General features: G+C 60.5%; 12 protein-coding genes. 6 read left to right on the top strand and 6 right to left on the bottom strand.

Annotation, left to right across the window (positions count from 1 at the left end):
- Window positions 1-182: 182 nt before the first annotated feature.
- Complete coding sequence (locus J3P96_RS07755; protein WP_434656398.1) at window positions 183-3,653, top strand: hybrid sensor histidine kinase/response regulator; 3,471 nt, start codon at window positions 183-185, stop codon at window positions 3,651-3,653.
- Window positions 3,654-3,795: 142 nt separating this feature from the next.
- Here the strand turns inward: J3P96_RS07755 and rmuC are convergent, their stop codons facing one another.
- Both rmuC and J3P96_RS07745 read right to left on the bottom strand, forming a co-directional pair.
- Entirely contained in the window at window positions 3,796-5,184 is a 1,389-nt protein-coding gene (gene rmuC, locus J3P96_RS07750) for a DNA recombination protein RmuC (RefSeq protein ID WP_434631194.1), read from the bottom strand.
- Window positions 5,185-5,359: 175 nt separating this feature from the next.
- Complete coding sequence (locus tag J3P96_RS07745; protein WP_434572466.1) at window positions 5,360-5,683, bottom strand: sel1 repeat family protein; 324 nt, start codon at window positions 5,681-5,683, stop codon at window positions 5,360-5,362.
- Window positions 5,684-6,615: 932 nt separating this feature from the next.
- Here J3P96_RS07745 and J3P96_RS07740 point away from each other — a divergent pair.
- From J3P96_RS07740 to J3P96_RS07730, 3 genes are all read left to right on the top strand, one after another.
- Complete coding sequence (locus tag J3P96_RS07740; protein ID WP_007898912.1) at window positions 6,616-6,840, top strand: hypothetical protein; 225 nt, start codon at window positions 6,616-6,618, stop codon at window positions 6,838-6,840.
- A gap of 275 nt (window positions 6,841-7,115) precedes the next feature.
- Entirely contained in the window at window positions 7,116-7,598 is a 483-nt protein-coding gene (locus tag J3P96_RS07735; RefSeq protein WP_434656397.1) for a hypothetical protein, read from the top strand.
- 144 nt (window positions 7,599-7,742) lie between these two features.
- Window positions 7,743-9,017 carry an OmpP1/FadL family transporter gene (locus J3P96_RS07730; RefSeq protein ID WP_305499461.1) on the top strand — a complete coding sequence of 425 codons (1,275 nt, stop codon included), beginning with the start codon at window positions 7,743-7,745 and terminating at the stop codon, window positions 9,015-9,017.
- Between the two features lie 90 nt (window positions 9,018-9,107).
- Here J3P96_RS07730 and J3P96_RS07725 read toward each other — a convergent pair whose 3' ends face one another.
- From J3P96_RS07725 to J3P96_RS07715, 3 genes are all read right to left on the bottom strand, one after another.
- The gene (locus J3P96_RS07725; protein WP_434656396.1) at window positions 9,108-9,659 is read right to left on the bottom strand and encodes a glutathione peroxidase; all 552 of its coding nucleotides are present in this window, start codon (window positions 9,657-9,659) and stop codon (window positions 9,108-9,110) included.
- 182 nt (window positions 9,660-9,841) lie between these two features.
- Window positions 9,842-11,041 (bottom strand): MFS transporter, encoded by a 1,200-nt coding sequence (locus tag J3P96_RS07720; protein WP_434658117.1) that lies wholly within the window; start codon window positions 11,039-11,041, stop codon window positions 9,842-9,844.
- Window positions 11,042-11,102: 61 nt separating this feature from the next.
- A complete protein-coding gene (locus J3P96_RS07715) occupies window positions 11,103-11,507 on the bottom strand; it encodes a MarR family winged helix-turn-helix transcriptional regulator (RefSeq protein WP_434656394.1) in 405 nt (134 codons plus the stop codon).
- Between the two features lie 302 nt (window positions 11,508-11,809).
- On the opposite strand from J3P96_RS07715, the gene J3P96_RS07710 reads away from it, so the two are divergent.
- Window positions 11,810-12,085, top strand: a complete 276-nt coding sequence (locus J3P96_RS07710; RefSeq protein WP_434601540.1) for a response regulator transcription factor — start codon at window positions 11,810-11,812, stop codon at window positions 12,083-12,085.
- A gap of 51 nt (window positions 12,086-12,136) precedes the next feature.
- Entirely contained in the window at window positions 12,137-12,868 is a 732-nt protein-coding gene (locus J3P96_RS07705; protein WP_434656393.1) for a response regulator, read from the top strand.
- Between the two features lie 86 nt (window positions 12,869-12,954).
- Here J3P96_RS07705 and J3P96_RS07700 read toward each other — a convergent pair whose 3' ends face one another.
- Window positions 12,955-17,697, bottom strand: a complete 4,743-nt coding sequence (locus J3P96_RS07700) for an RHS repeat-associated core domain-containing protein (RefSeq protein WP_434656392.1) — start codon at window positions 17,695-17,697, stop codon at window positions 12,955-12,957.
- Window positions 17,698-17,771 lie beyond the last annotated feature (74 nt).

Genomic DNA, 17,771 nt, shown 5'->3' with positions numbered 1-17,771 from the left:
ATCCACTGTGGGAGCGAGCCTGCTCGCGAAGAGGCCCAAAAGAACACCCGATAACCCGAGCACTCCACCCCACCCGCGACACCCCGCCGCGCCCCGACCTTGGTCGACACTGACGAACCCGAGCGGGCATGCGAGACTGTCGTGCCGGGCCCGAGCCCGGGGATATTTGTCCGGGAGTTTCCATGTCGCTGTCCAGCGGGCTGATTGCCGTTGTCGCCCTGGCCTATATGGCCATCATGTTTGCCATCGCCTTCTACGGCGACCGACGCAGCACGCCGTTGCCGCCGCGCGTGCGGGCCTGGGTCTACAGCCTGTCGCTGGCGGTCTATTGCACCAGCTGGACTTTCTTTGGCGCCGTGGGCCAGGCCGCCGAACAGCTCTGGTCGTTCCTGCCAATTTACCTCGGACCGATCCTGCTGCTGGTGTTCGCGCCGTGGGTCCTGCAGAAAATGGTGATGATCAGCAAGCAGGAGAACATTACCTCCATCGCCGACTTCATCGCCGCCCGCTACGGCAAGTCGCAGTCCCTGGCGATTGTGGTCGCCCTGATCTGCCTGGTCGGCGTGCTGCCCTACATCGCCTTGCAGCTCAAGGGCATCGTGCTCGGGGTGAACCTGCTGATCGGCGCCGGCGCCGACGCCATGGGCACCCGGGCCCAGGACACCGCCCTAATCGTCTCGCTGATCCTGGCGCTGTTCACCATCGTCTTCGGTACCCGCAACCTGGACGCCACCGAGCACCACCGCGGCATGGTCCTGGCGATTGCCTTCGAGTCGCTGGTCAAGCTGTTCGCCTTCCTGGCCGTCGGCGCGTTTGTCACGTTTGGCCTCTATGACGGTTTTGATGACCTGTTCAACCAGGCGATGCTGGCGCCCCGCCTGGAGCAATACTGGAAGGAAACCATCAACTGGCCGTCCATGGTCGTGCAAACCGGCGTGGCGATGATGGCGATCATCTGCCTGCCCCGGCAATTCCATGTGACCGTGGTCGAGAACATCGACCCGCAGGACCTGCGCCTGGCCAAGTGGGTGTTTCCCGCGTACCTGGCGCTGGCCGCGCTGTTCGTGGTGCCGATCGCCCTGGCCGGGCAGATGATGTTGCCCAGTTCGGTGCTGCCGGATTCGTTCGTCATCAGCCTGCCGCTGGCCCAGGCCCACCCGGCCCTGGCGGTGCTGGCGTTCATCGGCGGCGCGTCGGCCGCCACCGGCATGGTGATCGTGGCGAGTGTCGCCCTGTCGACCATGGTCTCCAACGACATGCTGCTGCCCTGGCTGTTGCGCCGCAACAACGCCGAGCGGCCCTTCGAGGTGTTCCGCCAGTGGATGCTGTCGGTACGCCGGGTGAGCATCGTCGTGATCCTGCTGCTGGCTTACGTCAGTTACCGGCTGCTGGGGTCGACGGCGAGCCTGGCGACCATCGGCCAGATCGCTTTCGCCGCCGTGACTCAGCTGGCGCCAGCCATGCTCGGCGCGCTGTACTGGAAACAGGCGAACCGACGCGGCGTGTTCGCCGGTCTCGCCACGGGAATTTTCCTCTGGTTTTATACGCTGGTGCTGCCGATCGCCGCCCACAGCCTGGGCTGGTCACTGAGCAGTTTTCCCGGCCTTGCCTGGCTGCACGGCAACCCGCTGGACCTGCCGATTACTCCGCTGACGCAAGGGGTGGTTTTGTCCCTGGCCGGCAATTTCATCCTGTTCGCCTGGGTCTCGGTGTTGTCCCGCACCCGCGTGTCGGAGCACTGGCAGGCCGGGCGCTTCATCGGCCAGGAAATCAGCGCCCGCCCCAACCCTCGTTCGATGCTCGCGGTACAGATCGACGATCTGCTGCAGCTGGCCGCCCGGTTCGTCGGCGAAGAGCGCGCGCGGCAGAGCTTCATCCGTTTCGCCTACCGCCAGGGCAAAGGTTTCAACCCGAGCCAGAACGCCGACAGCGAATGGATCGCCCACACCGAGCGCCTGCTGGCCGGTGTGCTGGGCGCCTCTTCGACGCGGGCGGTGGTGAAGGCGGCAATTGAAGGGCGGGAGATGCAACTGGAGGACGTCGTGCGGATCGCCGACGAAGCGTCCGAGGTGCTGCAGTTCAATCGCGCGCTGCTGCAAGGCGCCATCGAAAACATCACCCAGGGCATCAGCGTGGTCGACCAGTCCCTCAGGCTGGTGGCCTGGAACCGTCGCTACCTTGAGCTGTTCAATTACCCCGACGGCCTGATCAGCGTCGGCCGGCCGATCGCCGACATCATCCGCTACAACGCCGAACGCGGCCTCTGCGGCCCCGGCGAGGCCGAGGTCCACGTTGCCCGGCGCTTGCACTGGATGCGCCAGGGCCGCGCGCATACCTCGGAACGGCTGTTCCCCAACGGCCGGGTGATCGAGCTGATCGGCAACCCGATGCCCGGTGGCGGCTTTGTCATGAGTTTCACTGACATCACCGCGTTCCGCGAAGCCGCCCAAGCCTTGACCGAGGCCAACGAAGGGCTGGAGCAACGGGTGGCCGAGCGCACCCGGGAACTGTCGCAGCTGAACCTGGCGCTGACCGAGGCCAAGAGCACCGCAGAAGCCGCCTATCAGTCCAAGACCCGCTTCCTTGCCGCCGTCAGCCATGACCTGATGCAACCCCTGAATGCCGCGCGGCTGTTCTCCGCCGCGCTGTCCCACCAGCATGACAGCCTGCCCGGCGAAGCCCGGCAACTGGTGCAGCACCTGGACAGCTCGCTGCGTTCGGCGGAGGACCTGATCACCGACCTGCTCGACATCTCCCGCCTGGAGAACGGCAAGATCAACCCCGATCGCAAGCCCTTCGTGCTCAACGACCTGTTCGATACCCTGGGCGCCGAATTCACCGTGCTGGCCCAGGAGCAAGGGCTCAAGTTCCGCGTTCGTGGCTCGCGCCTGCGGGTCGACAGCGACATCAAGCTACTCCGGCGGATCTTGCAGAACTTCCTCACCAATGCCTTCCGCTACGCTAAAGGTCCCGTGCTGTTGGGCGTGCGCCGCCGCCAGGGCGAGCTGTGCCTGGAAGTCTGGGATCGCGGCCCCGGCATTGCCGAAGACAAACAGCAGGTCATTTTCGAAGAGTTCAAACGCCTCGACAGCCATCAGACCCGCGCCGAAAAAGGCCTCGGCCTGGGCCTGGCGATCGCCGACGGCCTGTGCCGTGTGCTTGATCACGGGTTGCGCGTGCGTTCCTGGCTGGGGCGCGGCAGCGTGTTCAGTGTCAGCGTGCCGTTGGCCAGCACCCAGGCCGCTGCCCCCAGTGCCGCGCCCGAGCCCAACGGCCAATTGCCGAGCGGGGCTCAGGTGCTATGTGTGGACAATGAAGACAGCATCCTGATCGGCATGAGCAGTTTGCTGACGCGTTGGGGGTGCCAGGTCTGGACCGCGCGCAACCGCGAAGAATGTGAGCGTTGGCTCGCCCAGGGCGGGCGTCCGCAACTGGCCCTGGTGGATTTTCATCTGGACGACGGCGAGACGGGCACCGAGCTGATGGCCTGGCTGCGCACGCGCCTGGGCGAGCCGGTGCCGGGGGTGGTGATCAGCGCCGACGGCCGGCCGGAGACGGTGGCGCAAGTGCATGCGGCGGGGCTGGATTACCTGGCCAAACCGGTGAAGCCGGCGGCATTGCGGGCGTTGTTGAGTCGGCATTTGCCGTTGTAATTCAGGAAGGGCAAACCCTCCGTGGCGAGGGAGCTTGCTCCCGCTTGAGTGCGCAGCACTCATAAAAGAGGGGCCGCTGCGCAGCCCAGCGGGAGCAAGCTCCCTCGCCACAGGGGTTCGGTTTCAGGCCTGGAGTTCTACTTCAGCCTTGGGTGTCCGTGCTGGGTTCTTCCGCCACCTCAGGCAACCCATCCACATCCGCCATCGCCCGCTCCAGCAGCTCCGTCGGCAAGCTCTTGCTCGCCCGGGCGCCGAGGAGTTTCAGTTGTTCGCTGCGGCTGATCAGGTTGCCGCGCCCTTCCGTCAGCTTGTTGCGCGCGGCGCTGTAGGCTTTGTCCAGTTGCTGCAGGCGATTGCCGATTTCATCGAGGTCCTGGATGAACAGCACGAACTTGTCGTACAGCCATCCGGCGCGCTCAGCAATTTCCCGGGCGTTCTGGCTCTGACGCTCCTGCTTCCACAAGCTGTCGATGACCCGCAATGTCGCCAGCAGCGTCGTCGGGCTGACGATCACGATGTTGCGGTCAAAGGCTTCCTGGAACAGGGTCGGCTCGGCTTGCAGCGCGGCGGAAAACGCGGCCTCGATCGGCACGAACAGCAACACGAAATCCAGGCTGTGCAAACCGTCCAGGCGCTTGTAGTCCTTGCCGGCCAAGCCCTTGACGTGGGCTCGCAACGACACGACATGCTGCTTGAGGGCGAGCTGGCCGATGGCGTCATCTTCGGCGGCGACGTATTGCTGGTAAGCCGTGAGGCTGACCTTCGAATCGACTACTACCTGTTTGTCGCCGGGCAGGTAAATCAATACGTCCGGCTGGAAACGCTCACCGTCCGGGCCCTTGAGGCTGACCTGGGTCTGGTATTCACGGCCCTTCTCCAGGCCTGCGTGTTCGAGCACCCGCTCGAGGATCAGTTCGCCCCAGTTGCCTTGGGTTTTCTGCCCCTTGAGGGCACGGGTAAGGTTGGTGGCTTCATCACTCAGGCGCAGGTTCAATTGCTGCAAGCGCTCAAGCTCCTTGCCCAGGGAGAACCGCTCGCGAGCCTCGGCCTGATAGCTTTCCTCAACGCGTTTCTCAAACGACTGGATGCGCTCCTTAAGCGGATCGAGCAATTGCCCCAGGCGCTGCTGGCTGGTTTCGGCGAAGCGCTGTTCACGTTCGTCGAAGATTTTTCCGGCCAGCTCGGCGAACTGCGCCCGGAGCTCGTCGCGAGAACCTTGCAGGTCATTGAGGCGCTGCTGATGGCTTTCCTGCTGCTCGCGCAGCTCGGCGTGCAACGAAGCCGCCTGGGCATCGAGCCGCCGCAGTTCCGCTTCCTTGTTGGCCCGTTCGAGATTCCAGGCGTGGGCCGCGTCCCGAGCATTGTCGCGCTCGATCTGCAGCAATTCGACTTCGCGACTGGCCGCCGCGAGCTCGGCCTGTTTGGCGGCATTGGCCTGACTCAGGTCACTGATTTCGTCGCGGCAGGCATCCAGCTGGGCGTTCAACCCATCGTGGGCCATGTGCGCGGTCGCCAGGCGTTCTTCCAGCAGGGCGAGTTCGGTCTGCGCCGCGCTGGCCTGGCGTTGCAGATGCCAGGCCAGGGCCAGCAACGGCAGCGCAGCGCCCGCCAGACCAAGCAACAGGCTGGTGAAATCCATAGCCATGACAGTTTCCGCGGATGAAATAAAGCCCGAAGGTTAACCAAGCAACCCGGCGTTGCCCAGCTCAGTCTTCGATTTCACCCAACGCCTGGCGAGCGCGGTGATCACCTGCCCGGGCAGCCTGGCGCAGCAGGTCCTGGCCAATACGCCGGTCTCGCGCGTTACCGCATTCGCGGCACATCAGCTGGCCGAGACGGCTCTGGGCCGCCACCACGCCTTCACGGGCCGGTTGCTTGAGCAGGCGGCCGGCCAGGTGCTTGACGCTAGGGCTGTCCCCCAGGCGCGGACTGTCGAGTAACCATTCGGCCACGCGCATCGAAATACGCTTGGGTGGGGTAACACCCTGGGGTGTGGAGGTAACAGGATTTGATACTGAGCGGAACTTCATAACGCACTACGGTGACAGGTCAGAAGGCGCGCCACTCTACTCCTTTTTTCGTACGGGTAAAGTCGAAAAAAACCGGCACGCCCGTCCTAGAGCAAGCGCTTGGGACAATCCACAGAAGCTGTGGATAACTCAGTGGACAACCTACCCTGAACTCGCCGCAAGCCCTGTGGAACGGGGCCTGCGCTCAAACTGACGATTTTTTCACCAGCTAAAAAAAGCGATGTTTTTCATTGACTTAAATTTTGGATACAGGCACCCACCTCAGAATGCTCCTACATGACAGTTCGGTGACAAGCCTCGTCGCAAGTGTGCACAAGTAACACGCGAACGGTTATATCGCCGCGCTTTTTGAGGCATTCGCAGAGGTGGGACCTGGGGATAACCCGGGAGAGTGCCTTGGCTGATCGCCCGGGCTCGCCAGCCACGCAAGGCAGAGCGCGGCGTCCCACTGGTCGGGTTTGAATATTTATTGATCGATGGCCTTCCCTTCGGTATTCCGATCCGTTAGTATCCGCGGCGTTAGTACCAAGCTGAAAGTCAATTCCGGGTCGAACACATCTCCACGGTCAGCCACCCTCAAGGGCAGCCCCACCGATAAAAAGAGACCGACCCCCTCGATGGTTTCCAGGTAAATCTTGCGTCAGCACTGCCTTTGATCGAATGCAAAGGGTGTCTGCCAGGCTCGTTACTCTGACCGAACCAACCTGCAAAATTGATCAGGATCTTCACCCCGGGCCCAGAACCTTTGCCCTTGATGTGTTGCCTGCCCTCCTAAGTACCTACCTGCCAGCCCAAGCGCGCCTTTTTATAGCGCTCAAACTGGCTGCTTTGTTCCAGTCGGGTTCTTCGTTCGACCAATGGTGGTCGACGTTACTGGAACGTTTTAACGCGGCACGGTTCTTAACCGTGTCATTTGCAGGAACACCCATAACATGTCTACTCAAATCCATACCCAGGATGCCATCCGCACCCTGACCAACGCTTTTGCACCAATGAACTGCCTGATCATGGCCGCTCGCAAAGGCTGCTTCAGCTTCACGCTGGTCAACGAACACGGCATCGCCCGTCACAGCGAACGCCTGTATCCCGACCAGTACTCCAGCGCAGAACCGCTGCAGGCCGTGATCGAGCGTACCCGTCAGGCACTGGTTGCCTGAGACGCCCGGAAAGCTGAAACCGAAGACCCCGCCCCGAAAAGCGGGGTTTTTTATTGCCTGGCATTTCTCGATAAAGCGCAACGGCTTAAGTACAAAGCGCTATAACGACCATAACCGTTCGATGAAGATGGTTTAAAAACAGTCCTTTACAGCAGGGATATGACACTACACTTCAAGTCAAGCGGCCTGATCCGCTTCCGGCGGAGCCTGAACCGATCCACTGCTGCCAAGGCCACATCTTCAGGCTTCGCCCCTTTTCCCGTCTCGAGGGTTTTATGGGTATCGCTGCCAGCGAACTGTGTCGATACGTGATCCGTCCGACGCTCCTCTACCTGGGGAGTCACAGCAGGACGGCGGAGACCTTGCTGCTGGGCATTGCCGCCAGCCAGTCCGGGCTTGGCGCGGCGTTGCACGATCGGCGCGGGCACGGCTTGTACCGCATCACCGAACCTCGCCACCGAGCCTTATGGGACGAATATCTGGCGCTGGACCCGGAGCGGGCCAGCCTGGTACGCGGCCTGGCGAGCCAGCATGCGTTCCTGAGCGGTCCCCATCTGGAACTGACCGTCAACCTGCGCTACGCCACGGCCATCGCCTGGCTGCTGGTGGAGGAGCAGGCCACACCGCTGCCCGAGGCCGGCGACCTGTTGGGCATGGCGCGGATCTGGCGGCAGACTTTTCACCCCCAGGGACGCCTGCGGGATTTCACCTGTGCCTGGCAAAACTGTGTTTCCCCACTGAATCAGGTCGCTTGCTGAATGGAAAATCAGAAAGTTCCTACAACTTCAGTGAATTTGGTCAGATTGTCCTACAAAACCCCTCTAAATCAAGCCATACAAGCTATAGCGCTTGGAGGAAAATGTTGGTAATTTTCGCGTCGGTGATCACCTGGAGTTCTAACAATGAAAAAAATGATGCTCAAAACCACCCTTGGCCTTGCCGTTACCTTGGCATCCACCCAACTCTTTGCCAGTGGTTTTGCCCTGAACGAACAAAGCATCAGTGGCATGGGCACTGGCTTCGCGGGTCGTTCTTCTTCTGCCGATGATGCAAGCACCGTGTTTGGCAACCCTGCCGGTATGTCGCGCCTCAAGCGCGAGCAAGTGACCGGCGGCTTCGCCGTGATCGACGCGTCCACCGATATCAACGATGCCAGCGGTACCCGCTCCGGCACCAACGACGGCGACATGGTTCCGTTCACCGGCGTTCCGATGGGCTACTACGTCAAGCCTATCGATGACAAATGGGCATTCGGCCTGGGTGTCTACGCCCCGTTCGGCCTGATCACCGATTATGAAAACAGCTTCCAGGGCCGCAACTTCGGCAGCAAGAGCGAAGTGAAGGTCGTGACCTTCCAGCCAACCATCAGCTACGCCTTCAACGACAAGGTTTCGATTGGTTTCGGCCCGACCATCAACCGTATTTCCGGCTCGCTGGAATCGGCACTGACCACACCGTTCTCGCCTAACGACGGCAACGTCAAGATCAAGGGCGATGACATCGGCTACGGCTACAACATCGGCTTGATGGTCCAGGCTACCGACAGCACCCGTGTCGGCCTGACCTACCACTCCAAGGTCAAGTACAAGCTCGAAGGCCACACCGAAGTGAGCCCGGGTGCCGGTACGCCGGGCTTCCTGTTGAGCCGTGCACGTTATGACGCTTCGCTGGACATCACCACGCCTGAATCGGTGGACTTCTCGGTTACCCAGGAAATCAATGACGCCTGGACCGTCTATGCAGGCAGCACCTGGACCCGCTGGAGCCGCCTGAAGGACATCACCGTCGATAACGACCTGACCGGCGGCGGAGCCCTGAACCCAGCCCTCTTCGGCACCATCACCGAAGAACAGAACTGGCACGACACCTGGGCCTACGCCATCGGTACGTCCTACCAGTTGAACAAACAATGGGTACTGCGCACCGGCCTGACGTTCGACCAGTCGCCTGCCAACAACGAAGACCGCTCGCCACGCATCCCTACCGGCGACCGGACCATCTTCAGCCTGGGTGCCGGTTGGAGCCCGACCGACGACCTGACCATCGACGTGGCCTATTCCTACCTCAAGGAAGAAAAAGTCAACGTCAACCGCAGCAACGCCTTGGGTCAGGCCTACAACGCTGAATACGAAAACAGCGCCAACGGTTTTGGTGTCGGTGCAACCTACCGCTTCTGATGATTCACGGCGAAGCTGAACACTTCGCCAGCTGAAGCGAAAAAAAGCCCCGCGCTCTGCAAAGAGGCGGGGCTTTTTCGTGGCTGGCGGTCAGGGTTTCGAAGCGATGGCCGTTTCCACTGCCTTGATGAAGTCCGGGTCGTCAGGTTTGATCCGGCTGGAAAAACTGCCGACCACCCTGCCCTGGCGATCTACAACGTACTTGTAGAAATTCCATTTCGGCGCGCTGGACTGTTCGGCCAGGTGCCTGAACAAGGGGATCGCGTCCGCGCCGCGCACTGGCTGCGGCTCGGTCATGGTGAAGGTCACGCCGTAGTTGACGTAGCAGACCTTGGCCGTCTCCGCGCCATCCTTGGACTCCTGCTTGAAATCGTCAGAGGGTACGCCCAGCACTTCCAGCCCTTGCCCCTTATAGTGCTGGTTCAGCGCTTCGAGGCCTTTGAACTGCGGTGCAAAACCACAGAAGCTGGCGGTGTTGACCACCACCAGGGGCTTGCCGCCGAAGCGCTGGCACAGGTCGATGGTTTCCTTGGCCCGCAGCTTGGGCAGCGAGCCCTCCAGCAGCGGCGGACAATCAGCCGCCCAAACTTGCCCGGCCGCAGCCAGCAACAGGGTGGGAACAGCAAGCCAGCGCATCAGCATGTCGGATTTTCCTTGAAAGCCTGTCAGACCAGGACGTTACTCCGCCCGCCCGACGCAGTCCATTGTTCAGCAGTTACCCATGCCCAATTGCATCAACGCCAACCCGCCCTGGTGCCAGCCCCACCAGGCGAAGGCCAGCAACAGCGCGGCGCCGGCCGCGACCAACCACGGGCCGACGCGGCTCATGCGGCACCGGCCTGTGCTTGCAGCCGCGCCACCGGACGCTCGCGCACCGGCCAGTTCAATGCCGCCGCCAACAGGCTGAGCAGGATCGACACTTGCCAGATCAGGTCATAGCTGCCGGTGCGGTCGTACACCACCCCGCCCAGCCAGCCTCCCAGGAACGATCCCAACTGGTGAAACAGGAACACCATCCCACCAAGCATCGAGAGGTTTCGCACACCAAACAGGGTCGCAACCGTACCGTTGGTCAACGGCACCGTCGACAGCCAGAGGAAGCCCATCGCCATGCCGAAGACATAGGCCGTGGTCGTGGTCACCGGCAGCCAAAGGAACAGGCCGATCACCACCGCCCGCGCCAGATACAACGCGGTCAGCAGCCGCGGCTTGGACATCCGTCCACCCAGCCAGCCGGCCGTGTAGGTGCCGAAGATATTGAACAACCCGACCAGCGCCAGCACCGTTGTGCCGACACTGGCCGGCAAGTGCTGATCGACCAGGTAGGCCGGCAGGTGTACACCGATGAACACCACCTGGAAACCACAGACAAAAAAGCCCACGGCCAGCAGCCAGAACCCCGAATGACTGCAAGCCTCGCGCAACGCTTCGGACAGCGTCTGCTCATGCCCGGACAGCGGCGCCGGTGCGTCCTTGAGCATGCTCACCAAAGGCACGATCAGCGCCACCAACAAGCCCAGCGCCAGCAGCGCGGCGGACCAGCCGAGCCAGCCGATCAGGCCCAGCGTGCCCGGCAGCATGGCGAACTGGCCAAAGGAGCCGGCGGCGCTGGCGATGCCCATGCCCATGCTGCGTTTTTCCGCTGGCACGGCCCGCCCGACCACGCCGAGGATCACCGAGAACGAGGTACCGGACAGGCCGATGCCGATCAACAGGCCGGCGCTCAACGACAGCGACCAGGGCGAGTCGGCCATGCCCATCAAGACCAGCCCGAGCGCGTATAAAACGCCACCGATCAGCACCACTTTCGCCGCGCCGAAGCGATCGGCCAGCGCACCGGTGAACGGCTGCGCCAGGCCCCAGATCAGGTTCTGCAAGGCAATCGCGAAGGCAAACACCTCGCGGCCCCAGCCGAAATCCGCGCTCATCGGCGCCAAAAACAGGCCAAAGCCATGTCGCACACCCAGCGATAACGCCAGGATCAGCGCGCTGCCCACCAGGACCCAACCACAGGTACGCCACATCGATGTCATTATTGTTCTCCGGTCGCGGGTATATACCCACTTATCAGCGGACGAACCGGCATCACGCCAATTCATCCAGCAAGGCCAACAGGGTCGCACGCTTTTCCGCGCCCAGCTTGTCGATCAGTTTCTGTTGCGCCGTTTCCCAGGCCGGCTGCGCCGCCGCCAGTCGGGCACGCCCGGTCTCGGTGAGCTCGACGATACGGTTACGCAGATCCTCGCCCTCGGCGAGCTTCACCAAGCCCTCGCCTTCCAGCACCCGCAAGTTGCGCCCCAGCGTGCTGCGGTCCAGGCCCATGGCCTCGGCCAGGGAAGAAATGCTCGGCTGGTCCAGACGCGCCAGGTTGTTCAGCAAAGAATACTGGGCAACGTTGATCCCGAAGCCGTCGAGGGCGCCGTCGTAATACCTGCTGACGCCACGGGCAGCACGACGCAGGTTGATGCACAAACATTGAGAGGCAAGCATGGTGCGTGTATATACCCGCGATTAAGTTAACGCAAGTTAATTCAAGGAATGTCACTGCCCCAACACACGGCAAGCAAGTCCCAGCGATATGTCCTACAAGCTGCGTGGCCTCGGCCTGACAGCCTTTTCCCAGTGACCTGCTTAAAGTCCGCACCTGTCAATCCTGACAGGTTCCGCCAGGATTGAATCCCGATATAAGGAGGTATCCCCAGTCCTGACCCAGGCCTGGGGGGCGCCGTGCAAGCGACAGCAGGACAGCACCGCGTCCACGCCATCAATGATGATGAATGGGAGATTCAATCATGTACCAAGCCAGCACTGTTTCAAGTCGTTCGCCAGCAGGCTCTACCCACCTGCGCGGCGCAGAAAGCAACGAAGCCCAAGCCGTGCGCCTGACGAACCGGGAGAAAGAATTCCTGCAATGGAGCGAGATCGGCAAGTCTTCCTGGGAAATCGCCAGGATCGTCGACTGCAGCGAAGCCAACGTCAATTACCACTTCAATAACATCCGCCGGAAGTTCGGCGTCAGCTCGCGACATCTCGCCGGGAAAATTGCCCGGGAGCAAGGCTTGATCTGATGCGGTGTCTCGACGGCGGTATGGATGTGAAGTAACCCTGTCGAGGTAACAATGCCCCTGAATGCCCCGTATTCAAGTTGCAACACGGCCAGCCCTGAAGCGTGGGGCAATGCACCCATGGCGTACAGGCCTCCGGTTGATCGATCGTTGCGCATCATCCTCGCCGACGATCACCCCGTGGTACTCGTGGGCATGGAAATGGCGCTGTCGAGCCCGGCCTTTTCAATAGTCGCCAAGGCCCACAACGCCGATGAACTGATCGAGCACCTGAAGCGCACACCCTGCGACCTGGTAATCACTGATTACTCGATGCCCGACTGCCGCTTTCCCGACGGCCTGACCTTGATCGGTTATCTCAAGCGACACTATCGCCACTGCCCCTTGATGGTGATCACCATGTTGCGCAACCCCTCGGTGCTAAGAGCATTGCTCGACGCCGGCGTAGATGGGTTGTTCGACAAGCGCAGCCCATTGGTCAATCTCAAGCAAGCGGCCCTGACAATCACCCGGGGGCACCGGCATGTATGCCCTGCGTTCAAGGGCATTCTCGAGGCCCAGTCCTCGCCAACTAAAGCCACCGCCGGCGCGTCAAACAGTCTTTCCAACCGGGAACTGGAAGTGGTGCGTTTGTTTGTCCGGGGTTTGTCGGGCAGGACAATTGCAGCTCAGCTGAACCGCAGCGAGAAAACCATCAGCCGGCAAAAGCGCACCGCCATGGACAAGCTGGGACTTGAACATGACGGTGGGCTGGTGGAGTTTGCCCGGATGAGTGGGTTGGGGTGATCCCGAGGTGCTAGGTTAAAATCCGACATCTTCCCGTAAAGAAGTGTGTCCTGAGGAACGCACCATATACCTTCTGTTTTTATTATTTATGACCTTATTTCGAGTTGCCGCAACTGTGCGTTAATTCGAGCTTCATTGTCATAAAAGTCGTCCTGCGCGAATTGGCGTCTGTTCTTTCGCGCATTTTCCGTTAGTTTCTGTTGGAGCTTAGCCGCCTTATCCGGGTTCGAATACTTAACCTCATCTGGGACTTTTTTAACCTGAGCCTCCGGTCGCAAAAACTTTGAACCCCTAGCCGCATTTTTTGATGGAGTGCGTATGCCTGGCTTTGGCGGAGATGCCGAAGCAGGCATTACTCTTCTGGGTGCGGGTTTAAATAGCGTTAAGTCTAGATCAGCGTCGATTTCATCCACAGGCCTACCATAGGTTCTAGAACTAAGCGCTTCATCGGGCAGTTTGGTTGCCGGTCGAGGGGCGAGATCGGCAACGGGGTCTTTGCCGGGAAATTTCGATTTCTTTACGATGCCTAGCTTCTGTCCGATAAATCTAAAAAAGCCCATCACTGACCAATGCCCGTCAGGATCACTTTGATTGACCGGATCGCCCAGGCAATACGCATACGCATTCACCCCCCCATCCCCAAACGGACTCCAACTGTCCGGGCTGTGAAACCTCATCAACCGAGGATTGAACGCCCGGTAGCCATTGCCCAGCAAATACCAGCCGGTTTTATCCCGGATTTCACCGTTGTAGCCTGGACGTGACGCAACCGACTGCGCTACATCGCGATAGCCGTAGGCGCTGTAAGCGATTTCACTCGCCTTACTACCGTCGACCTCTCTCAACACACTGCCGCCATAGTCACCGGCCAGCAATAACGACTTTGAGTAAGCGCCCTCCTGCCACTCCGCAACCGCCATGCCATCAGCCGACACGTAAGTCCTGCTCTGCTCAGCGCCGACGGAGTTGACCGGTTTGCCCTGGCGATAAAATTGTTGCTCCCGGTCGCTATCGCCGCCGCTAGCCGCCAACTGATCGCCGCCGTCATAACCATAGGAGCGACTCCCGTCGGAACCGGCGCCACTCACCTCGACCAAACGGGACAGAAGATCATAAGCAAGGGCCCGGCCTGCTTCGTCTTTGATCAGGTTGCCGTTAGCGTCGTATTCCAAGGTGATATCCGGATAGTCATCATGGGAATTGACGATTCCCGTCAATTGAGTCGGATCCTCATTGATGTATTCAAACCGGGCTCTGTTGGTTTCGGTTGTCGCCCCTTTAACGAAGGTCGTGCGGACATCTTCATGATTATCCAGCGCATCGAAGAAGAACAGTTGCCTGGTAATGGCGTTGCCGGCGGGGTCCACCGGGGATTGCGGACCTTTACACGAATATTCTTCGAGTCGCCCGCGCAGCTCGTACCGATAGTTTTCATCGCGCAACAAGGTCTCGCCCGGCGCCGAGCCTTCACTCAGTTCACGCTGCTCAACCTGGTCGAGATTGTTCCATACCTGTTTCAACCACGACTTGCTGCCGTTGAAATCGAACATACGCAGCGTTTCGCGCCCCAAGGCGTCGTACTCAAGCTGGATGCTCACCTTACTGTTCGAGCCATCAACGGTGGAAATACGCTCCGTCAGTCCCTGGTCGTTATACGTGAAGTCGCTCCTCACGTAGCCGCCGGTGCCCGGCACACCCAATTCGGTGTAGGCCAGCTTGCCGGTACTTCGATCGTATTCGGACAACTGGACCTGACCGAGCACGTCGTAGTACCGGATGATCCTTCCGAGCCGGCTGTGGACGTACGTCATTGCGTAGGGGTCGGTGACATCGGTGACTTTGCGTGTCTCCGTCTTGATCTCGCCCCGGACGTCGTAGGTACGCGCCAGTTCGATGTCGGTTTCTGCCGAATTGAGCAGCCGGGCATCCTGGAAATCGTAGCCGTAAATGGCTTCGATCGGCGCAGGAACCTCCTGCAGGCGCTGGATGGTTGCCTCCCCCGCCACAGCCTTGCGAGTGAGCGGTTCATCTGTCAGCTCGTAGGCATATTCGTAATGGATCACATCGCCGCTGGGCTGGATGACCCGATTGGCCTTGGTGTAGCTGGTGTCGTACTCGTGCCGAGTGACTCGGCCCCCGGTCGTCGATTTAACCAAGCGCTCCAGGCTGTCGAAAGCCTGCGTGCCGAGGACCTTGTCGTTGACCTTGATCAGCGTCGGCAGATCGCCACGGCTATGGCCGGCGTATTCACGGACAACTTTGTCCTTTGTCGGCAACGTCGATTCGAGCATGCGATCGAACGCATCGTAGAGATAAAACGTTTCGTAACCCGCCGCGTTTTTTTCCAGAGCCGTACGGCCCAGGCCATCGTAGGAATAGCCATGGACGCTGACGGACGCCTGCGCGAGGTCGAACCGCTCGACTTGCACCGGCTTTTCCAGGCGATTGGTGGTGGTGACGGTCTTGCCCATGCCCTGCGTCCACTCTGTGCTGGTGAACTTGATAGGGTCCTGCAGAGTGTGTTGCGTAACGCCCGCTGCATCGGTACTGCTCGACTGCTCGCCCCAGTCATCGAAGGTATAGGTGGTCTTCAAAACCAAGGGTTCGAGTTCCAGCCAATCGATTTCGTGTTCTTCGGTCAACTGCCCCAAAGCGTTATGCGTCGCCCGGTAGGTGTCGCGATATTCGCCAGCGGAGAAGTCGGAATCCTGCTGCTCCTCGCTGACGGGCCGATTCAACCCGTCGAACCAGGTACGGGTCTTGACCTTCTTGACGTTTTCCATCTCCTGCCAAGCCTGCCCGGCCGCCAGCGCCTGGCCGCTGTCCGACGGGCGAACCAGCCTGTACGTGTAGGAACGCGTGGCGGCATAGACAGGATCGTCGGGGGCAACGGTTTCCGTCACTACACGCAACAGGGCATCGTAGGTGTTACGAATGCGGATGTCCTTGTCCTGGCTGAGCAGAGGCTCACCGTTGAGCAGCGAACGCTCCGTACTGACAACCTTGACCAGGTTGTCATGCCCGGTAAAGGTCTCGGTCGTGGCGAACGCGGTTTCACCCAAGAGGACCTCTGAAGCCTTGTCCGTTTTGTTCTTCCTGGCCTTTTCCTCATCCGTCTTGATGCTGTACTGATAACCCGTCGTCGAGACGTACGATTGATCTACGCCAACCCGCTCGACAGTTTCCAGTTGAATGAGCCCATGTATCAAAGCGTCCTGCGGCGTGTCGAAATATCCGGAGCGGGTGGTTTCCAGCAAGACTTCCGTCTGGTCGACTTGAAAAAGGGCCTGCTCGGCGACAACCGCCCAGGGCTCCTTGATGACGCTTTTGGCAAGCGTCGGCAGCTCGATGTAACGGTATCGGGTTCGTAGCGTCGGCGCGCCGGCCTGCACATCGGGGACCCGCGACGGATCGGTGGTCGGCGTGATAGTTGTTTGCTCGACATGCCGGACGAACCCGTAGGGATCCTTCGGGCACTGGCCGACAGCGCCCTCGGCCGGGTAGTAAGTCGTCGTCTCGGTAACGCCGCTGGCCTGGACACTCAAGGTCTGGTTGCCATGGATGTCGTATTCGCTCAGTTCGACGTCCTCGCGCCATTCCCTTGAATCATCGGTCAGCTCCCAGCGCGTGGCCGCTTCCTTCAGAAGCTGACATTGGCGTGGCTGCTGGTCGAAAGGCGCCTTGGGGTCATCGTCCACATAATAACGATTGCTGAGAATCTGCTGGTGTGTGCCCTGGAGAGTCGTCTGCGATACCAGCAAATGGAAGCGGTTGAAGACGCGAGTCACGCTGCGTCTCGCGTTCGTTCCAGCCAGCAGCTCCTCGGTGGTTTGATATTCATAGGCTTCGAGGACTTTATAAAGGTTATCCAGGCCGTCGTCCGTCCAGTTGACGCCGCTTCCGTAACCCAGGAAGTTATGCCCATCGGCTCCGTAGCTGTATCGAACCTCAACGGGCGCCTGACCGGCGCCGGGCTCGGTGATATGCCCGGTGACCCTGGGCAACTTGCGTTGCTCATTGCCGTTGCCCGGGAAACCATGCCCCTCGTCGCCATACAGCACCCGCTCATGGCCTCCGAGCGGAGTCCAGACCTCGCTGATGACGTCCTTCTGCGAGTCATACTCGAAACGCCAACCGGCGGCCTCCACCGTTGGTAACGTGATCCTGTCGACCCGGTCATTCTTCAGGTTCAACACCACCTCGGCCAGCGGATTATCGCCGACAGGCGCAAAGCCGATCCTGACGGCATGCGTCTCGGTGTCACGGACCACTTGCAACAACAGGCCATTGCCGTCCCGAATGGCACTGAGCATCGGCACATCGTTGACCACGATGTAGTCCAGGCTGATTTCGTGACCTTGCGGTGAAAACATCCGGACAGGCACGGCCGTTTCCGGCGAGGCTCCCTTGAGCTCCAGCCACTCGACCAAGCCGGATTTATGCACGATCTTGAATGAGGGATCAGGGCCAGAGCTCGCATAAAACTGGAAATTCTCGATCTTTTGCTCTTTCATCCGTCGGCGATTGGCAACGCCTTCGTAGGGGCCGGTCACTTTAAAGGTCTCGCCCGAGTACACCGAGACGACCTGGGTACTCGGCGTGTATTGGCTCAGTTGCAGATTCCAGCCTTTGCCATAACCACTGTTGATCGTGTTCATCGGGTTATAGCTGAGAATCAGCGGCACCGATGGGCCGCGCAAATGGTTGCTGAGCAGCTCACGCAGCGACAGGGAAACGGTATAGGTGCCGGTTCGTGGGTCTACGCCCGTCTGGATGAAACTCATGAAGTTGAAGGCGTTGGAATGCACGGCGGTGGAAGCAGTCATCATGGACCTCGCAGATAAGCCAGGTGAACGTCACTGTTCATGCTGTGCAATGCGACGGCTGCCGCATTGCACAGCAA

Source organism: Pseudomonas sp. R3-56 (assembly GCF_051132075.1).
GTDB lineage: Bacteria > Pseudomonadota > Gammaproteobacteria > Pseudomonadales > Pseudomonadaceae > Aquipseudomonas.
This window is presented reverse-complemented; position numbering and strand designations above follow the sequence as displayed.